Raw genomic sequence first — 16,962 nt, forward strand, 5'->3', positions numbered from 1 at the left:
TCTCCAGGGCACCGACGCGGGATCTAATCCGCGACCGGCGCCTGCGCGATCATCTCGCCATCCAGTTCGATGACGTCGCCATTGATCATCGGCCGGTTGGTTTCATTCACCCGGTAGCCGCGCATCCAGGCCGGCGTGACGGCAAATCCCTCTTCGAGGGCCATCAGGTAGGCGCGGAAGAATTGGCCATGTCCGACGGCGATCACGAAGCCGCCGTCGAGTGCCAGCAGGCGACGGTGGAAGTCGCCTAGGCGGCCCGCGAAGGCGCGGAAGGATTCGGCATCCGGCCCATCGCAATAATCCGGATCGCATCGCCGCCAATAATCTTCGGCCCAGGGCCGGCGCGTATCGGCGGTCGTGCCACGGCACCGCGCCGGACTGAGATAGGTGAGTTCCTGGATCGGCCACGTCTCGATGGGTGTCGTCGGCCAGCGGGCGCGGATCGGCTCGGCGGTTGCCTCGGCACGGAGGAAAGGCGACACGATCAGCAGATCGGGCTGCCGCTCGACCCGGCGGGCGACCTGACGCGCCTGTTCGTGCCCCAGTTCCGTCAGTGGCACCTCGCCATGCCCGACCGCCGGAAGGCCGGCGTTCGATGTGCTTTGGCCGTGGCGGACGAGCCACGTCACTGCCGGGGGCACAGCGCCTCCCATTCCCGCGGATCGAAATAGCGTTCGGTCCAGTACCGCACGACCATCAATTCCTTGAATGGCATCAGCCTGTCGGGCATCGGCAGTCCCATGGCCTCGTCGACCATCAGCTTGGGGATGTCGACACCGGCTGCTGCCGTCAGCGGCAAGGTTCCGGGAAAGCGGGGGTTGACCTCGAGCAGCTTGAACACCCCGTCGGCCGCCCGCTTGAACTGAACGTTGGCGACACCGCGGATGCCGATGATCTCCGCCGTCCGGATCGCCGCCTGGATGACTTCCGGCAAATCGACGGTGCGCGAGGCGATGGCGATGCCGGAATCGACCTTCATCCTCTCGCGCGGCACCGCGCCCACGACGATACCATCGCGCCGAACGTAGACGTCGACCGAGAACTCCTCGCCTGGCAGGTATTCCTGAAGGAGTACCGAGCCGTCCTTGGGCTGGGTGTCGAAGTCCTCGCGGCACTCGATCCTGGCGATACCGCGCGAACCGGCGCCGAGCCGTGGCTTCACGAAGCGCGGAAAAGACTCGACGCGGTCGGCTGCTTCCTGGGTCAGTGGCTCATAGTCGGGAACCGGGATCTCTCCTTTGACGCGATCGAGCAGGAGCTGTTTATCGCGGCAAAGGCGCAGGCACTCGGCGGGCGAGATCGGCAACGTGACGCCGATCGCCTCGAACTTGGCGCGCGCCGCCGCGACGGGAAAGAGTTCGGCATCGACGGTAGGCAGCAACATCTCGATGCGGCGCGCTCTGCAGGCGTCATGCAGGACGTCGAGCAGCCGCGGATCGTCGCCGCGGGGAATGATCAGGCGCTGGGACTCCGGGACGAGATAGAGGCCGGAGGCCAGCGGGTCCATGTCGGCCATGTGAAGCTCGTGCCCGGCCGCAAGGCTTTTCCAGACGCTGATCGCGGCTGCACCGCCCGCTCCGGTGATCAGCAGGCGCATCGATCAATCCTCGTCATTGTTTGCGGCGGATTGCTGCGCCTGGTTTTCGGTGTCGTTCCCGGCCGGCGGATCGCCCTTGCGCTCACGAACGACCTTCAGCGGTTCGGCCAGAACGTATCCGGCAAAGCGGCCCCAATAGCGTGCGGTCGCTACGATCACTTCGCTCTGGATCGACTCCATGCGCTCGACCTGGCTGTGATAGGCGTCGATCACCTTGATCTTTTGCCCGATGAAATGGGTGATATCGACGAATCGACGGGGGCGGAACTCCACCGTTGAGGACGGCGACTGGTAGCAGAAGACGTTTGCCACGCTGCGCGTCGCCACCAGGCTGGCGGCATGAACGGCGCGGTGGTCCTGGTGAGTGTCCTCCGCGCAATGGGTGTAGATGTGCGTAGGCTGCAGCTCCCTGACCGCAGCCTCGATGATCTCGATCGTGGCCACGCCCTCGCTGATGTGGGCGTCGCGGAGACTGGCAAGCTTTAGATTCGCACCAAGTATGTCGGCGGCCCGGTGCGCCTCGGTGGTGCGGAGGTTGACGTCGCCGCCCGCAGCACCGCGCGAGAGCGTCAGGATGTTCAGCATGTCGCCCTTGGCGTGATGCCGGGCGAGCGTGCCGCCGCAACCGATTTCGACATCGTCCGGATGAGCGCCGATCGCCAGCACGCGCTTCTGCTGATGCTGTCGACTGAGGCGGACCGCCTTTGCCAGCAGGAGCACTTGCTCGACGAATTCTTCGGGCGTAAGCGGCCGGAACAGGATCCCGTCGATCCGGCATTTGACGACCTGTCGCATGAACTGTGGAGTCTGGAGATCGGTCACGACCAGGGTGGCGACCCAGCGGTGATTGTCCTTGATCTCGGTCAGGAGGTCGAAGCCGCCCGGCAGCGTCCCAGGATCGACCACGACCAGATCGAAATGCTCGGCCGCGAACAAGGCAGAGGCAGCCTCGGCGGTGGTCGCATACTTCAGGGTCGTGTTCGGCAAGTTGTGCAGGACATGCCGGGCCTCCTGGAAGGACGCTTCGTCGCTGTCGACCAGCAGGATGCTCAATGGCTGTTCGGCCACCGTCCCGACAATGCGCAGGCGTGTCTTTTCGTGCTTTGCGTTCTTGGTTATCGGCATGGAAATTACCAGGTGAAGCGGATACCGGCGCTGACGCGAGTGTCGAGGTTGATGGAGTTGTAGCCGGCGATGAGTTGCAACGCGATGCGGTCGGTCACCGGCAGGATCGTGCGGGCATGCAGGTCGACGTTGTTGATGGTCGGGCTGTAACCGACGCCAGCAACGACCAGCATGTTGTGGGGGCCGTAGTAGGTCACGTCGACGACCCAGCTCCAGATGTACTGGTAGTTGTTGAAGATGGCCTGCGCCGCGTTGTAGGCCATCGCGCTCACCTCGAACGAGGGCGACAGCGAGGCGCTCAGTCCGGTGCGGATCAGGCGGCCGTCCCACTGAGAGGCGCCGAACATCTGACGGTAGCCGCCGGTCCAGCGCAGATAGTCAGTGAGATAGATGGTCGCGCTGGCGTCGATCCAGTGTTCGGTGGGCAGGCTCTTGTGGCCGCGAAAGTCGTAGACCAGCGAAGTGGCGTAGGAGAGAGGCACGAGCCGATGCCAGCCGATACGGACATCGTCGGACGGCAACGTGGCGAGGCCGGCCGCCGTCAGCGTCTGGATCTCGTTGCCGAAATGCGTCTCGGCCAGTTCGAGGGTATCGAAGGCCGTGAACCCGAGCAGCGCAGTACCGCCGAAGCCCCAGGATGTACCGCTTGCCGTCGTCACGACGTTGCCGAGGGCGTCGAACGAATAGCGGTAGACGTCCTTGCTCTTGGCCAGGCCGATCTTGGCTTCGGCATTGTTCGGGTCCAACGCGAGCACATGTTCGAAGCCCTTGCTTCCCGCGACGCGATTGCGATCGGCGAGTTGGAGCCAGGCCAATCCGTTCAGCGCATCCGGATCGTTGGGGTTGACTGCAAGAAGTTGCTCGTAGATCGCGCGTGCCTTCTCAAGCCGGTTCTTCCCTCGGTCGATGCGTCCCATGCCCAGCAGGGCGGGGCGGTTCCCGGGATCGCGTTTCAGGATCTCGCCGTAGACCTCGGCCGCCTCGTCTGCGTGCTTCTCCTCGAGAGTGAAGCCCAGCTCGAGTGCCGGATTTGGCGCCGCCGGGTCCATTTCATGGGCCTTGCGCAGGTAGCCGATGGCGCGTTCGCGATCGCCGGCGTCGCGCGCCATGACACCCAGGAACATGTAGACGCGATAGTCCGTGGCACCGGCGGCCACACAAGCCCGCAGCAACGGCTCGATGCCGGCGTTGGGCCGCGGCTGCTCGCCGAACAGGCGCTGCGCTTCGTCGATCTGGCAGGCTTGCTGGGCTTGGACGGGCGGCACGAGATCCCCAGGCAACGAGCTGATGCTGCAGCCAGCCATCAGTAACACCGCGCCCTTTCTGCTCGAGAAGCCCACTCTTATGTCCTTTGTCCTTTAAACTTTGCCGGCCGAATCCCCAGGTCATCTCTTTTGAGCAAAAACCGGGTGGCACCCGTCGGGCGGCCTTTTATGCGACAATTAAGTAGATGGCCACCAGCAAGACCAGAAAGGCGATGACGCCGATCTCACACCAAAGGATGCGGACCTCTTGCGCCATATCTTCGGTCTGTATTCTGTCGAACATATCGACCGGTTTCACGTAGGACGGAGGCTGTTCCGCAGGGGTCACGTTGGCAGCCTCACCTTGCCCGACTTTATCGTCTTGTCCCATTTCAGGTCGGAACTCCTGAGCTGGCCGATGATTGCGGCCGCCGAGATGGCGCACAACAAGGGGCCGTAGCCGACCAATGCCAGCAGGATGTTGCGCAGCCACTTGGGCGCGCCCAGCCGGTCGACACGGTAGACACCCCATGCCGCCAGGGTCGAGAGCGCCGACCAGGACAGGATGACAAGGACTCCCACTTCACCCCAGGTGAATTCGCCGGGTTTAAGCCAGCTGGCGGGAGCGGTGAAGGGCGTGAGCCTCAGTATGGCCAGGAGCATCACGCCGACCGAGAGCAGGCCTGGGAAAGCGAAGCCCTCGAACCAGGAGCGCCTGGCCGCCTGCGGATCGATCAGGAACGAATAGAGCGTCTGGAACAGATAGCTGATGAAGGTCACACCCCACAGCGCGCTGAAGGCCAGAGGCGCCCATGGCGGCCACAGATAGTACAGGCCGACCAGCCCGACCGCGCCCAGGATCATGAAGACCGGCATGAGGGCGATGCTGAACCACAGCACGCCGAAGGCGAGATTGCCGAAAAGGGCGCTGTGGCTCGGCCGAAACCAAAGGTCACGGAAAGCCATGGTGATCTGCAAATTGCCGCGTCCCCAGCGCAGGCGCTGTTTCCACAGAGCCGTCAGGCTATCGGGCTCCTCGGCCCAGACGACAGCATTGGGGTCGAATATCGCGCGACGGCCGCATATCTGCGTCTTGATGGTGGTGTAGGTATCTTCGGCGAGCGTGCTTGTGTCGATCCGGCCGCCGATGGCGATCAGGTTCTCGCGGCTGTGGAGTTGTGCGCCGCCGGCCATGCAGGGGATGCCGCCGGCCACGTTCTGCGCCCGCCGCGCAGCCGCCTGGGCCGTCACATATTCGAAGGTGATGAAGCGCGACAGCAGGCTGGGGGGCTCGCTTCCTTCTTTCACATAGGCGGTAACGCCGCCCACCTTGGGGTCGGCGAAATGCCGCGCCATGCGCCGCAGTGTCAAAGGTTCGAACAGGACGTCGGCGTCCGTGATCATGATCGCCTCGGCCCAGTCCTCGGCCAGGATCTGCTGGATCCCGTGGTTGAGCGTATGCGCCTTGCCTTGGCCGCCCTTGTCGCGGCGCAGGTGGAACACCGACCCGGGATACTGCGCCATCTTCGCGCGCATGACCTCGGGGGTGTTGTCGGTGCTGGCATCGTCGACGATGTACAGACGCCACGCGCCCGGCGGATAATCGATGCTCATCAGTGAATCAATGCTGGCGCCGAGGACGTCGGCCTCGTTCCATGCCGGCAGGATGAAGGCCACGCGCGGCGTATGGTCGGCGCACTGCGCATAATGGTTCCAGCGACCGTGCAGGCCCACGAGCAGGAACTGCGCGAACGTGGCCAATGTCGGCACCATGCCCAGCAATACGAAGACCAGGCAGATCGTTATCAGGGCATCGATCATCAGCTTCCATTGTCACGCTGCACCACGGTCGAGCAAGGCTCGTTGACGGTGGCGAAATTGCGGTGAGGACACCGAACAGGGGCTATGAGCGGGGACCGGAGCGAAGTACAAAATACCAAGCTTTAATCAGGGAGAAACGCCGTGGACGCCAAGGAAATCGCCGCACTCGCCGACCGTATTGTCGAAGGCCGGCGCTCGAAGACGACGATGGATTGGCTCGCCGACGCGACGGCCGGCCTCTCCGAATCCGACGCCTACAAGGTCCAGTTCGCGGTCCACGACAAGCTCGAGGCCGCCGGCTGGAAGCTCGCGGGCTGGAAGGTAGCCTTCGCCGTTCCCGCGCAGTACGAGCCGCTGAAGCTCTCGGGCCCGGCCTTCGCCGGCCTCTACACCAGCGGCATCAAGCAGAGCGGCGCGGTGTTCGAGAAGGGCTGGCCGCTGAAGGCCGGCGTCGAATGCGAGATGGTCGCACGCATGGGCAAGGACGTGCCGGCCGGTACGGAATACACCGCCCAGTCGATCCAGGCCTTCGTGTCCAACCTCTATTGCGGCATGGAAGTCGTCGAGAACCGCTACGGCGACGTTTCCAAGCTGGGCGGCCCGGGCCGCATCGCCGACGACGTGCTGCAGGCCGCTTGCATCGTCGGCACCGAGATCAAGGACTGGCAGAAGACCGACTTCGCCAACGTGAAGGGCCGCTCCGAGTTCGAGGGCAAGGAGATCGGCGCCGGTCCCGGCAGCAACGTGATGGGCGGCGCGATGATCTCGCTGGCCTGGCTCGCCAACAAGCTGATCGCCAACGGCAAGCAGCTGAAGGCGGGCGACATGATCCTGACCGGCTCCGTGCACCCGCCGCAGTTCCTGCCGGGCCCCGGCGTCTCCAAGACCGAGTTCGTCGGACTGGGCGGCGCGGAGATCACCGTCAAGTAAGAGTATCCCTGACTGCGGAGGCGGGCATGGTGAAGCCGATCATGAACCTCGACGATGTCCAGTTCGACGACGTCGAGGAGAACGGCGTCTACACGTCCAGCCGCGCCCGCTTCAGTGACCAGATCGGTGCGAAGAACCTCGGCTACAACCTGACGATCCTGCCGCCGGGCAAGGCCCAATGCCCTTTCCATAGCCATCACGGTGAGGAGGAGATGTTCCTCATCCTGGAAGGCGAGGGCGAGTTGCGGTTCGGCAAGGAGCGCCATTCGATCCGAAAGCACGACGTCATCGCCTGCCCGACGGGCGGCCCGGAGGTGGCGCACCAGATCATCAACACCGGCACGGTGCCGATGCGTTATCTATCCCTGTCGACGCGGGTCGAGCTGGATGCCTGCGAGTATCCGGATTCCGGCAAGGTGATGGTCGTGTCGGGACCGCGCGGGGCGATCAAGCTCTGGAAGATGTTCCGCGCGGAGAACACGGTCGACTATTACGACCGCGAGCCGAAGTAACGTTCCTGCCTCAAGTTGGGAGAATTGCCGTGGATGCCAAGGAAATCGCCGCACTCGCCGAAAAGATCGCCGAGGGAAGGCGCTCGCAGAAGCCGATGGATATCATTGCGGCGACGGCCGGCCTCTCCGAGGCCGATGCCTACAAGGTCCAGTTCGCGGTCCACGATCTCTACGCCGCCGCCGGCGACAAGTTCGCCGGCTGGAAGATCGCGCTGACGCTCCCGACGCAATACGAGCCGCTGAAGCTCTCGGGCCCGGTCTTCGCCGGCGTCTATCACAGCGGCCTGCGCCAGAGCGGGGCGGCATTCGAGAAGGGATGGCCGCTGAAGCCCGGCATCGAGCCCGAGCTGGTCGCCCGCATTTCCAAGGATGCGCCGGCCGGCGGCGCGCCCTACACCGCCGACAGCATCCGCGCCCATGTCGGCGCGCTCCATTGCGGCATGGAGCTGGTCGACAACCGCTATGTCGACGTCACCAAGATGACCGGCCCGGCACGCATCGCCGATAACGTGCTGCAAGCCGCGCTGGTCGTCGGCACCGAGATTAAGGACTGGCAGAAGCTCGACTTCGCAGGCCTCAAGGGCCGCTCCATGCTCGACGGCAAGGAACTGGCCGCAGGGCCCGGCAGCGCCGTCATGGGCGGCGCGATGATCTCGCTCGCCTGGCTCGCCAACGCGCTCAACAAGCACGGCAAGCACCTGAAGGCCGGTGACCTCGTGCTGACCGGCTCGGTCCATCCGCCGGCGTTCCTGCCCGGCACCGGCGTTGCGAAGACCGAGTTCGAAGGACTCGGCTCGACGGAGATCACGATCAAGTAGGAGATCGCCATGGAGCGGTTCGGAGTTTCGTTCGCCGTCGCGGCGTTGATGTTCGCGTTCCCGGCCGCGGCCCAGACTCCGGCACCGCCGGCCGCCGCCGTGCCCGGCCCCGCGGCGACGCCGTCGGACTACATCCTGCTCACGGTCATCATGCGGCATGACCAGACGATGAACCTGGACGAGATCAACAAGATCCAGGCCGAGCAGGGCTTCTGGGCGAAGTTCCCGCCCGAGGGCATCCAGGTCGAGTCCTGGTACATCGCGATGGGCCTCGGTTACATCGTGACCCTGCGCGTGCCGCCGGCGCGCCTGCGCGAGGTCAACCGTGCGGTCGAGCAGGGCGCGTGGAAGGCGTTCCGCACCGAGTTCTATCCGACCTACGACGCCAAGAAGATCGCCGAAACGCTGCGCGAGCAGGCGACGAAGAAGTAGTTCAGCCCGCCTCGCCCTGGAGCAAGAGGCGATCGAGATGCGCCGTCTCGTCTGACCAGCCGCCCGGCGGCCAGGGCTCGGCGCCGGGCAGGGGCTCGCGTAGCGGCGCGGTCGGCAGCTCGGCACCCTCCAGCATCTCCACGTCGATCCTGAAATCCTCGTCCTGCTCGAAGCCGTGCCAGTGCAGGAACTCGGCATAGGCATGCCGGCCGTCGCGCAGCTGCAGCACGAACCCTGCCGAGCTGTCGTGCATATCGCCGTAGGCCCAGAACCGGTCGACGCGCACGACGTCGGTCGGGGAGAAGCCATGGCTGTCGGCGTCGAGGACGTCGAGTGTATGGCTGAATTCGTAGAAACCGCGGATCTGCATGGCCCTATCGTATCAAATGTTTCGGGGTAGCCCCGCGCTGTTGCTTTATCCCCATATGGAACATATCATGAACAAAGAGCTGAGGAGGCAGGCCGTGGCCGTATTTTCCGGAGGACCGACCGAGGGTTTTGGAGGCCGCCAGCCGTTGGCGCTGCGGCCGGAGCAGAGTCGTCCCCGTCTCGCTGTGGATCGCCTCCGGCGGCGCCATGCCGGCTTGCGCCGCACCAGCCCAGGTTTCACGGATAGGCTGTTCTTCGCCGCCCTGCCGGACGCTGAGACGGCCGAGCGAATTTCAGAGCGCGCCGCCGCCTGGCGTGCCCGCCATGGCCTGACGGGCCGGCTTCTCAAGACCGGGCATTTCCATGTCACGCTGTCGACCGTGCACGAGGGCCATGGCCTGCCGGACGCGGACGAGATCGAAGGCTGGGTGGCGCGCGCCGGCGAAATCCCGATGCCGTCGTTCCGGGTCGGCTTCGACCGGCTGATGAGCTTCACCAACGGCGCGCTCGTGCTGACGGGCGACGACTCGACCGTCGGCATGGAAGTGCTGCAGCAACGCCTTAGCGATTCGCTCGACGACAGCCCGCGTCCCGCGCGGCGATACACACCGCACGTGACCTTGCTCTACGACGGACGGCACATCGAGGCTGAGCCCGTCGAGCCCATTACCTGGACGGTCCGCGAGATCGTTCTGGTGCACAGCCTGATCGGCCAGACCACGCACCGCCACATCGCGCGCATCCCGCTCGGCTGAGATCTTCGAGAGGCGAATGATTACGGTACGGCCGACCGACCGGCTGTTCTTCGCCGTGCTTCCCGATGCGGAGACGGTCGAGGCGATCTGCAGCGCCCGCCGTAAGCTCTGCGAAAAGAACGGCCTTTCCGGCGCAGAGGTCCTGCCCGAGCATCTGCATGTCACGTTGTGGCATGTCGGTGATGCCATCGTGCCGCCGACCTCCGGGGACATCGACGCGCTCGTGCAGCGCGCCAGCACCATCGAGGCGCCGCCGTTCGAGATTTCCTTCAGGCGCGCCAAGTCCCTCGGCCGGGGCGCCTTCGTGCTGTACGGCGGCAAGGGCAGTGCCGACCTCGAAGCGCTCTCGACCCGGCTTCGTGATGTGCTGACCCGGCCCGGCGCCGAGAAGAAGCGCCCCTTCATGCCGCACATGACGCTGTTGAGAAGCGAGACGATCCTGCCGTCACGCGCGATCAAGCCGATCACTTGGACGGCGCGCGAGATCGTCCTGGTGCACAGCCTCCTCGGCAAGACCATCCATCGCCATGTCGGGCGCCTGCCGCTGAGGCCGGGACGGCAGTTGTCGTTGCCGGGGTTCGATTTTTGATGGGGCCTCTGGATGGGACGCTCCTTGCGGAGTGCATTGTGGGTACCTCGTTAGGTCTCACAGTGCGGCGATTGCATGAAGGTATGCTGCTGCACTTGTGCATTCGCAAAGCCGACTGACCGAGCGCATTCTTTCCTCGGGCATCGGCCCTCGTGTTGAGGAGCCGACCGGATGTCCGGGCTTTTCTTGTTGGCGGCGGCAATTGCCACCCTGTACGCAGGTCCCGTCTTTGCGCAGCGTGATGACGGCATGGAAATGCAACGCTGCGTTTGGCGCTGCCTCGCCGGCTCCTCTGGAAACCAGGATCCAGCTTACCAAGCCTGCGTTGACCGTGTGTGCATTCCCAAACAGCGTCCGACTTCCTCACCGGCAAGGCCGTCCGTACAACGTCAGGCCCAGTCCTGTGCCCAGACGGCCGGACCGGCGAGCGCACAAGAGCTGGTGCGTCAGTGCTTAGAGGTTTCCGAGGCCAAGCATTCCCCCTGCCGCCCCGACAATCCTTGCTCCTTGATCGTCGATGAGATCAGCCGCAGTTGCGGCATGAAGCGAAGTGCAGGAAGTGAGGTGCCGACTTTCTGCGATCAATTCGTCGCTGCTGGAGCTACGAAGCCATCGGGAATCGATGTCGAGTCGGTCAGAGAAATCCAGCTGCAACTGGACGCGCTTGGCTACGAGCCAGGTCCCGTGGACGGGCAACTGGGAAGCGAGACGCGAAGGGCCCTGCAGCGATTCCAACGCGTGAGCAACCTGCCTTCGACAGGGGAACCGACGCTTGCGACGACCACGGCGCTTCGCCAAGCCTATCAAAGTTTACAAACCGGCGATCCAGCCGCGAGACAGGCAGCCAACAAAGCCGGGCATCCTCCAGTGCCCGTTCAGGCGCCAACTGCTGGCAATCGCCATCAATGGCTAGGCACAGGTGCGGCCTCCGGAAACAGCGCCGCACTTGTTTATGGCGTTCCGCGAACTGACGATGTGGTCATAAGCTTCCTATGCGACAGTGCGACAAAGACTCTTACGGTGGCGTACATGTTTGAACCTGTTGGTGCCCGGGATGGCATGCAGGTCGATATGGAGCTGGCCTCTCAAAGTGGAAAGGTTTTGCTGAAGGCGATCGGCCGACGCCTGATGATGGATAATGCATTCCTCCTGGAAGCAAGAGCCAAAGGCGGAGTGTCTATAACCGAGGTTCTTGCCGGCGGGCGGACGCTGTCAATTCGAGTGCAGAAGAGCACCATTGCCATTCCACTTGCGGGGGCGGAGAAGGGCATTTCCGGATTGATTGCGGCGTGTGCCTGAGCCGGAGCGCGCCGTCGGACGAGCGGACATCAGCCGGTTTTTACTGGTATTGTCCGCCATGACGATGAACCAGCGTCCCTACGTCCTTTGCCACATGGTCTGCAGCGTCGACGGTCGCATCTGGGGCAGTCGCTGGCGACCGAAGGTCAATGTCGTGCCCAATCTGTTCGAGCGGCTGCACGACCAGATGGGCGGCGGGTCGTGGCTGTGCGGGAGGGTGACCGCGCAGGAGTTCGCCAAGGGCAAGGAAGCGCACTATCCGGCGACCGATCAGGTGTTCCCGCGCGAGAACTGGTTCGCGCAGCGCGAGGCCAAGGCGTGGGGGATTTTCCTCGATGCTCATGGCAAGGCGGTGTGGGCGCGCCGGGATATCGGCGGCGATCCGATCCTGGTGATCCTGACCGAGTCCGTGCCGGACCGGCATCTCGCGGGCCTGCGCGCCGACGGGGTTTCGTACATCTTCGCGGGCAAGACCGAGATCGATCTCGCGGCGGCGCTCGAGACGCTCAACCGTGAGCTGGGCATCGAGCGCATCATGCTGGAAGGTGGCGGCGGCGCGAACGGTGCCTTGCTGCGGGCCGGCCTGATCGACGAGTTGAGCCTCGTCATCTGCCCCGTCATCGACGGCAGCACCGGCGGGCCGATCGTCTTCAATTCGGGCGACGAGGATCTCGGCCCGGCGCCGATCGAGAGCATGACGCTCGTCAGCCACGATGTGCTGGAGGGCGGGACGATGTGGCTGCGTTACAAATTGCGTTCGACACCGACCGAAGAGCGCTGAGTGTAAAGCCTTGATTTATTAGGGAATTCCTGCGGCTCTTGCGCTTTTGGAAAATGTGAACATATAGAGAACAACGCTCTCGCATTACAGGAGACGTTGTTGGACGAAAAGCTCACCACCAAGCTTCGCATTCTCTCTGACGCAGCCAAGTACGACGCCTCCTGCGCCTCGTCGGGTGCGCCGAAGCGGGCGGCCGGGCTCGACGGGATTGGGTCGACCAGCAACGGCATCTGCCATGCCTACACGCCGGACGGGCGCTGCGTGTCGCTGCTGAAAATCCTGCTGACCAACTACTGCCTGTTCGACTGCGCCTATTGCATCAACCGGCGATCCTCCAACGTCGAGCGCGCGCGCTTCACGGTCGACGAGGTCGTCTCGCTGACGCTCAACTTCTACAAGCGCAACTACATCGAAGGGCTGTTCCTGTCGTCGGGCATCATCCGCAATCCCGACCACACGATGGAGCAGCTCGTGCTCGTCGCGAAGACGCTGCGCCAGAAGCATGGCTTCGCAGGCTACATCCATCTCAAGACGATCCCCGAGGCCAATCCCTGGCTGATCGAGCAGGCGGGTCTGTTCGCCGACCGTCTGTCGATCAACATCGAGCTCACCTCGGCCGCGAGCCTCGCTCGGCTTGCGCCGGAGAAGAAAGCTCCATCAATCACCAGCGCCATGGGCCAGATGAAGGAACGCATCGACGAGGCCAAGGAAGACCGCCGCAAGTTCTCTCCGGCCGGGCAGAGCACGCAGGTCATCGTTGGCGCCGACGCGACGACGGATGCGTCACTGCTGCAGAGCAGTTCAATTCTCTACAAGGACTACGCGCTGCGCCGGGTCTACTACTCGGCGTTCAGCCCGATCCCGTCGCCAAGCGCGGTGCTGCCGCTCAGGGCGCCGCCGCTGCAGCGCGAGAATCGGCTCTACCAGGCCGACTGGCTGCTGCGCTTCTACGGCTTCTCTGCCGACGAGGTCGCGAGCGCCGGCCGCGACGGCATGCTCGATCTCGACATCGATCCGAAGTCGGCCTGGGCATTGCAGAACCGCGACCGCTTCCCGCTCGACGTGAACACCGCCGAGCGCGAGATGCTGTTGCGCGTGCCGGGCCTCGGCGTGCGCTCGGTCGACAAGATCATCGCGGCGCGTCGGCACGCGCGGCTGCGCCTCGCCGATATCGGCCGGCTGGCGCGCAGCGTGAAGCGGTTGCTGCCGTTCCTGATCACCGCCGACTATCGTCCGACGAAGATCTCGGACCGGGTCGAACTGCGCAGTGAACTTGCCGAGGCGCCCGTTCAGGCGAGCCTGTTTTGATCGGCGTGCCTCTGCGCGACGGCGCGGATATCGACGGCTTTCGCGCCGCTGTCCGCATGCTGGCCGCGCGCAAGGCGACGCCGGAGTCCGTTTCCTGGTGCCAAGCGGGCGAGGCCGATCTGTTCGGCGAGGGCCGTATCGAGACGGCACCACCGGTCAGTCTGCCGCGTGCCTTGGGTGAGTTGATCCAGCAGGTGGTCTGCCATTCCGACCGTGAGCGTTATGCGCTGCTCTACGCCGTGATCTGGCGCGTGCTGAACGGCGAGCGCACGCTTCTGGAGGTGCAGAGCGATCCGCTGGTGCATCGCCTCGAAGGCATGGCGAAGTCGGTGCGTCGCGACCTGCACAAGATGCACGCCTTCGTGCGCTTCCGGGAAACGCACGATCCCGACGGCACGGAGCGGTTCGTCTCCTGGTTCGAGCCGCAGCATTTCATCGTCGAGGCGACGGCCGGCTTCTTCGTCGAGCGCTTCCGTAGCCTCGTATGGTCGATCCTGACGCCGGTCGGCTCGCTGCATTGGGATCGCGCGACCCTGACCATCGGGCCTCCCGCGCAACGCAGCGACGCGCCCGAGTCCGACGCCTTCGAGGAAGCGTGGCGCTGCTACTACGAGAACATCTTCAATCCGGCCCGCCTCAATCCCAAGGCAATGCGGCAGCACATGCCGGAGAAGTATTGGCGCAACCTGCCTGAGGCAGCGTCCATCGCCGGCCTCGTGCAGCAGGCGCCGGCGCGGGCGCGCGAGATGATCGCGCGCGAGGCGGCCGAGCGCGAGAAGCGCGACCCGCTGAAGGCCGTCGCGGCAATGGCCGAGCAGGGACCGCAGACGCTGGAGGAACTGAACCGGTTGATCTCGGCCTCGGAGCCGCTGACGCCGGGCGCCGATCGAGCGGTGCTGGGCGAAGGGCCGATGGAGCCCGCAGTTGCCTTCGTTGGCGAGCAGCCGGGCGATCAGGAGGAGCGGGAGGGACGGCCGTTTATCGGCCCGGCCGGGCAGCTCTTCGACAAGGCGCTGGCAGAGGCCGGCATCGATCGGTCAGGTGTCTACGTCACCAACGCGGTGAAGCACTTCAAGTACGAGCCGCGCGGCAAGAAGCGGCTGCACAAGCGGCCCAATCCCGGCGAGGTGAAGCGCTATCGCTGGTGGCTGCATCGCGAGCTTTCCTTCGTGCGGCCGAAGCTCGTCGTCGCGATGGGCGGTACGGCGCTGCTCGGCCTGACCGGCAAGCCGCTCTCGGTCCTCAAGACGCGCGGTCCGATGCGTTTCGACGGCCAACCGGGCTACGCCACGGTGCATCCGTCCTACCTGTTGCGCCTGCCGGACGAGGCGGCAAAGCGCGAGGCCTACGATGCCTTCCGCGACGATCTCGCCGCCGTCCGCCGCCTGATCGCCGCGAACGGTTAGTCCGCGGCCCTCTGGTCGAGGAAGTCGAGGGTGCCGTCGCTGCGTTCGCCCTTCAGGTAGCGGAAGGTGCCGGCGCCGGTGGCGAGCAGCTCGTTCGCCTGGTTGTAGATCTCGGTTTCGGCGGCGAAGGTGCTCTGGCTGGTCGAGGGTCGCCACGCGCCCAGGATCGTGAGCACGTCGCCTTCACGGCCGGCCTTGATGAACTGGGTCGTGAAGGCCAGCGTCACGGAGAGGCGTCGCGTGGTCGCCGTCTCGTTGAAAGTGCAGGCGAAGCCGCTGGCCGAATCGAGCAAGGTCATCAGCACGCCGCCATGCAGCAGGCCGTTGGCGTTGCAGAGCTCGGCGCGCACATCGAGGCGCATCTCGACGAAGCCGTGCCGCCACGCCACGACCTGATGGCCGATCACGCCATTGAAGCCGCGGAACACATAAGGAGCGACCGGCCGCGCATCGGCCGGTCGTTGGATCGCCATGTCTAAAAGTCCCTGGAAAGAGGGCGCGCCTTAGCGGCGCGCCATCGCCGACATCGGCGGCCGATGGCCGTTGCCGTTGCTCATCATCGGCCGCACGGCCGCGCCGTTCGAGGCCGAGATTGACGGCTGGGCCGCCATGCCGGTGCGGATGTCGCGCGCGACCTTGACCAAGCGCGGGCCCCAGTCGGCTTCCAGGCGGTCGCGGCTGATCTGGTAGATCGGCGCCGAGGCGTTGACGGCATAGGCCGCCGTGCCGTCTGAGTTGCGCAGCGGGGCGCCGACGCCGCACAGCTCGGGCAGCCATTCGCCCCAGGTGACGCAGAAGCCGCGGTCGGTCAGTTCCTTGAACGAGCGCTCGAGGCCGGTCTTCACCTTGGTCCAGTCGTCGCGCCAGCGGCGGCGGATGGCGTCGATCTGCTTGTTGCGGTCGACGTCGGGCAGCGTGAACAGGTAGGCGCGGCCCATCGCGGTGCTGGCCATCGGCACGCGCGTGCCGACATCGTGGGTGATCGCCACGACCGACGGGCCGCGGCAGGCTTCGAGGTAGATCATCGAGTGACGGTCGCGGCCGCCCAGCGCGGTCGAGGCGTTGAGCGCGTGCGCGAGCTGCTCCAGCGGCTGACGCGAAGCGCGGCGGACGTCCATGCTCGAGATGGCGGCATAGCCCAGCGCCAGCACCGAGGCGCCCAGCTCGTACTTACGGAAGCGGCGGATGTAGTTGAGGTAGCCCAGCTCGGTCAGCGTGTGGGTGAGGCGGGCGACCGTCGGCTTCGGCAGGCCGGTGCGGTGTGCGATCTCCTGGTTGCCCAGCATGCCCTCGCCGGCGTGAAAGGCGCGGAGGATGTCGAGGCCACGGGCCAAGGCCGTGACGAACTGGCGATCCTTGCTGTTCGATCCTTCGGCGAGACCGTTCTCGACCGAGCTCTGGAAGGCGGCGGTCCGCGTGACGAGATGGCTTACGTTGCCCATGTACGTTTACTCCTGGGTGAATGGCCGTTTATTTCTTTGCGGAGCGGAACCTGCCATCGGCGTACGTCGGCCGCAATGCGATGGTCTGGGTTTTGGCCTGCGAACATGCAAAGCGGCCATGTAACAGATGCGTGATTCGATTATCATTGGTTGCGAAAGCACGAAAACGCTCACGGAATCGGCATTTTTGGCCTCTATTGATGACGCGGCCGGCATTTTTCGACATGTTCGCCGCGTCCGGCTACGATCCAGACCGACCCCTTCAAGAGGCAAAAATTGGCTAAAGAACCCACTCTGCCCAAGGAAATCTTGGCGCTCTCTTTCGAGGAGGCGCTGAAAGAACTGGAAAGCATCGTCCAGCAACTCGAACGTGGCCAGGTGAAGCTCGACGAGGCCATTTCGGCCTACGAGCGCGGCGCCCTGCTGAAGCGCCACTGCGAGCAGCGGCTCGCCGAGGCCAAGATGAAGGTGGAGAAGATCGTCTTCTCAGCCGACGGTTCGGTCGCGACGCAACCCGCCGACCTCGGCTGATTT

At 64.8% G+C, this 16,962-nt stretch carries 20 protein-coding genes; 11 read left to right on the forward strand and 9 right to left on the reverse strand.

Annotated elements, in window-relative coordinates; genetic code table 11:
- Window positions 1-23: 23 nt before the first annotated feature.
- The 6 genes from AC1ROX_RS16870 to AC1ROX_RS16895 form a co-directional block, all read right to left on the reverse strand.
- Window positions 24-653 (reverse strand): histidine phosphatase family protein, encoded by a 630-nt coding sequence (locus tag AC1ROX_RS16870; RefSeq protein WP_493127149.1) that lies wholly within the window; start codon window positions 651-653, stop codon window positions 24-26.
- The gene (locus tag AC1ROX_RS16875; protein ID WP_493127151.1) at window positions 626-1,597 is read right to left on the reverse strand and encodes an ATP-grasp domain-containing protein; all 972 of its coding nucleotides are present in this window, start codon (window positions 1,595-1,597) and stop codon (window positions 626-628) included. The genes AC1ROX_RS16870 and AC1ROX_RS16875 overlap by 28 nt, the downstream gene beginning before the upstream one ends.
- Before the next feature lie 3 nt (window positions 1,598-1,600).
- Window positions 1,601-2,650 (reverse strand): PIG-L family deacetylase, encoded by a 1,050-nt coding sequence (locus AC1ROX_RS16880; protein ID WP_493127153.1) that lies wholly within the window; start codon window positions 2,648-2,650, stop codon window positions 1,601-1,603.
- A 77-nt stretch (window positions 2,651-2,727) separates the two neighbouring features.
- Complete coding sequence (locus AC1ROX_RS16885; protein WP_493127155.1) at window positions 2,728-3,987, reverse strand: surface lipoprotein assembly modifier; 1,260 nt, start codon at window positions 3,985-3,987, stop codon at window positions 2,728-2,730.
- A gap of 166 nt (window positions 3,988-4,153) precedes the next feature.
- Window positions 4,154-4,315 (reverse strand): hypothetical protein, encoded by a 162-nt coding sequence (locus AC1ROX_RS16890; RefSeq protein WP_493127157.1) that lies wholly within the window; start codon window positions 4,313-4,315, stop codon window positions 4,154-4,156.
- Entirely contained in the window at window positions 4,312-5,787 is a 1,476-nt protein-coding gene (locus AC1ROX_RS16895) for a glycosyltransferase family 2 protein (RefSeq protein ID WP_493127159.1), read from the reverse strand. Before AC1ROX_RS16895 ends, AC1ROX_RS16890 begins: the two co-directional genes overlap by 4 nt.
- A gap of 141 nt (window positions 5,788-5,928) precedes the next feature.
- Between AC1ROX_RS16895 and AC1ROX_RS16900 the strand changes: the two genes are divergently transcribed.
- The 4 genes from AC1ROX_RS16900 to AC1ROX_RS16915 are packed head-to-tail and all read left to right on the forward strand — an operon-like array spanning window position 5,929 to window position 8,479.
- Window positions 5,929-6,717, forward strand: a complete 789-nt coding sequence (locus tag AC1ROX_RS16900; RefSeq protein ID WP_493127161.1) for a 2-keto-4-pentenoate hydratase — start codon at window positions 5,929-5,931, stop codon at window positions 6,715-6,717.
- Between the two features lie 26 nt (window positions 6,718-6,743).
- Window positions 6,744-7,229 carry a cupin domain-containing protein gene (locus AC1ROX_RS16905; RefSeq protein WP_493127163.1) on the forward strand — a complete coding sequence of 162 codons (486 nt, stop codon included), beginning with the start codon at window positions 6,744-6,746 and terminating at the stop codon, window positions 7,227-7,229.
- Between the two features lie 29 nt (window positions 7,230-7,258).
- Window positions 7,259-8,047, forward strand: a complete 789-nt coding sequence (locus AC1ROX_RS16910; RefSeq protein ID WP_493127165.1) for a 2-keto-4-pentenoate hydratase — start codon at window positions 7,259-7,261, stop codon at window positions 8,045-8,047.
- A 9-nt stretch (window positions 8,048-8,056) separates the two neighbouring features.
- Complete coding sequence (locus tag AC1ROX_RS16915; protein WP_493127167.1) at window positions 8,057-8,479, forward strand: hypothetical protein; 423 nt, start codon at window positions 8,057-8,059, stop codon at window positions 8,477-8,479.
- 1 nt (window position 8,480) lies between these two features.
- Here AC1ROX_RS16915 and AC1ROX_RS16920 read toward each other — a convergent pair whose 3' ends face one another.
- Entirely contained in the window at window positions 8,481-8,849 is a 369-nt protein-coding gene (locus tag AC1ROX_RS16920; protein WP_493127169.1) for a hypothetical protein, read from the reverse strand.
- Window positions 8,850-8,943: 94 nt separating this feature from the next.
- On the opposite strand from AC1ROX_RS16920, the gene AC1ROX_RS16925 reads away from it, so the two are divergent.
- The 6 genes from AC1ROX_RS16925 to AC1ROX_RS16950 all read left to right on the forward strand — a co-directional run bounded on the left by AC1ROX_RS16925 (window position 8,944) and on the right by AC1ROX_RS16950 (window position 14,986).
- Complete coding sequence (locus AC1ROX_RS16925; RefSeq protein ID WP_493127170.1) at window positions 8,944-9,603, forward strand: 2'-5' RNA ligase family protein; 660 nt, start codon at window positions 8,944-8,946, stop codon at window positions 9,601-9,603.
- A gap of 16 nt (window positions 9,604-9,619) precedes the next feature.
- Complete coding sequence (locus tag AC1ROX_RS16930; RefSeq protein WP_493127172.1) at window positions 9,620-10,192, forward strand: 2'-5' RNA ligase family protein; 573 nt, start codon at window positions 9,620-9,622, stop codon at window positions 10,190-10,192.
- A gap of 171 nt (window positions 10,193-10,363) precedes the next feature.
- The gene (locus AC1ROX_RS16935) at window positions 10,364-11,491 is read left to right on the forward strand and encodes a peptidoglycan-binding domain-containing protein (protein WP_493127174.1); all 1,128 of its coding nucleotides are present in this window, start codon (window positions 10,364-10,366) and stop codon (window positions 11,489-11,491) included.
- A 58-nt stretch (window positions 11,492-11,549) separates the two neighbouring features.
- Window positions 11,550-12,272, forward strand: coding sequence for a dihydrofolate reductase family protein (locus tag AC1ROX_RS16940; RefSeq protein ID WP_493127176.1), 723 nt, complete (start codon window positions 11,550-11,552; stop codon window positions 12,270-12,272).
- A 99-nt stretch (window positions 12,273-12,371) separates the two neighbouring features.
- Window positions 12,372-13,580 carry a putative DNA modification/repair radical SAM protein gene (locus tag AC1ROX_RS16945; protein WP_493127178.1) on the forward strand — a complete coding sequence of 403 codons (1,209 nt, stop codon included), beginning with the start codon at window positions 12,372-12,374 and terminating at the stop codon, window positions 13,578-13,580.
- Window positions 13,577-14,986, forward strand: a complete 1,410-nt coding sequence (locus AC1ROX_RS16950; RefSeq protein WP_493127180.1) for a UdgX family uracil-DNA binding protein — start codon at window positions 13,577-13,579, stop codon at window positions 14,984-14,986. Before AC1ROX_RS16945 ends, AC1ROX_RS16950 begins: the two co-directional genes overlap by 4 nt.
- On the opposite strand, the gene AC1ROX_RS16955 is transcribed toward AC1ROX_RS16950, so the two are convergent.
- Together AC1ROX_RS16955 and AC1ROX_RS16960 are read right to left on the reverse strand one after the other, a co-directional pair.
- A complete protein-coding gene (locus tag AC1ROX_RS16955; protein ID WP_493127182.1) occupies window positions 14,983-15,459 on the reverse strand; it encodes a PaaI family thioesterase in 477 nt (158 codons plus the stop codon). The two genes, AC1ROX_RS16950 and AC1ROX_RS16955, sit on opposite strands and share 4 nt — an antisense overlap.
- Window positions 15,460-15,489: 30 nt before the next feature.
- Window positions 15,490-16,428, reverse strand: coding sequence for an IclR family transcriptional regulator (locus AC1ROX_RS16960; RefSeq protein ID WP_493127184.1), 939 nt, complete (start codon window positions 16,426-16,428; stop codon window positions 15,490-15,492).
- Between the two features lie 276 nt (window positions 16,429-16,704).
- Between AC1ROX_RS16960 and AC1ROX_RS16965 the strand changes: the two genes are divergently transcribed.
- Entirely contained in the window at window positions 16,705-16,959 is a 255-nt protein-coding gene (locus AC1ROX_RS16965) for an exodeoxyribonuclease VII small subunit (protein ID WP_493127186.1), read from the forward strand.
- Window positions 16,960-16,962 lie beyond the last annotated feature (3 nt).

It is taken from the genome of Reyranella sp. GW821-FHT14A01, from assembly GCF_058803965.1.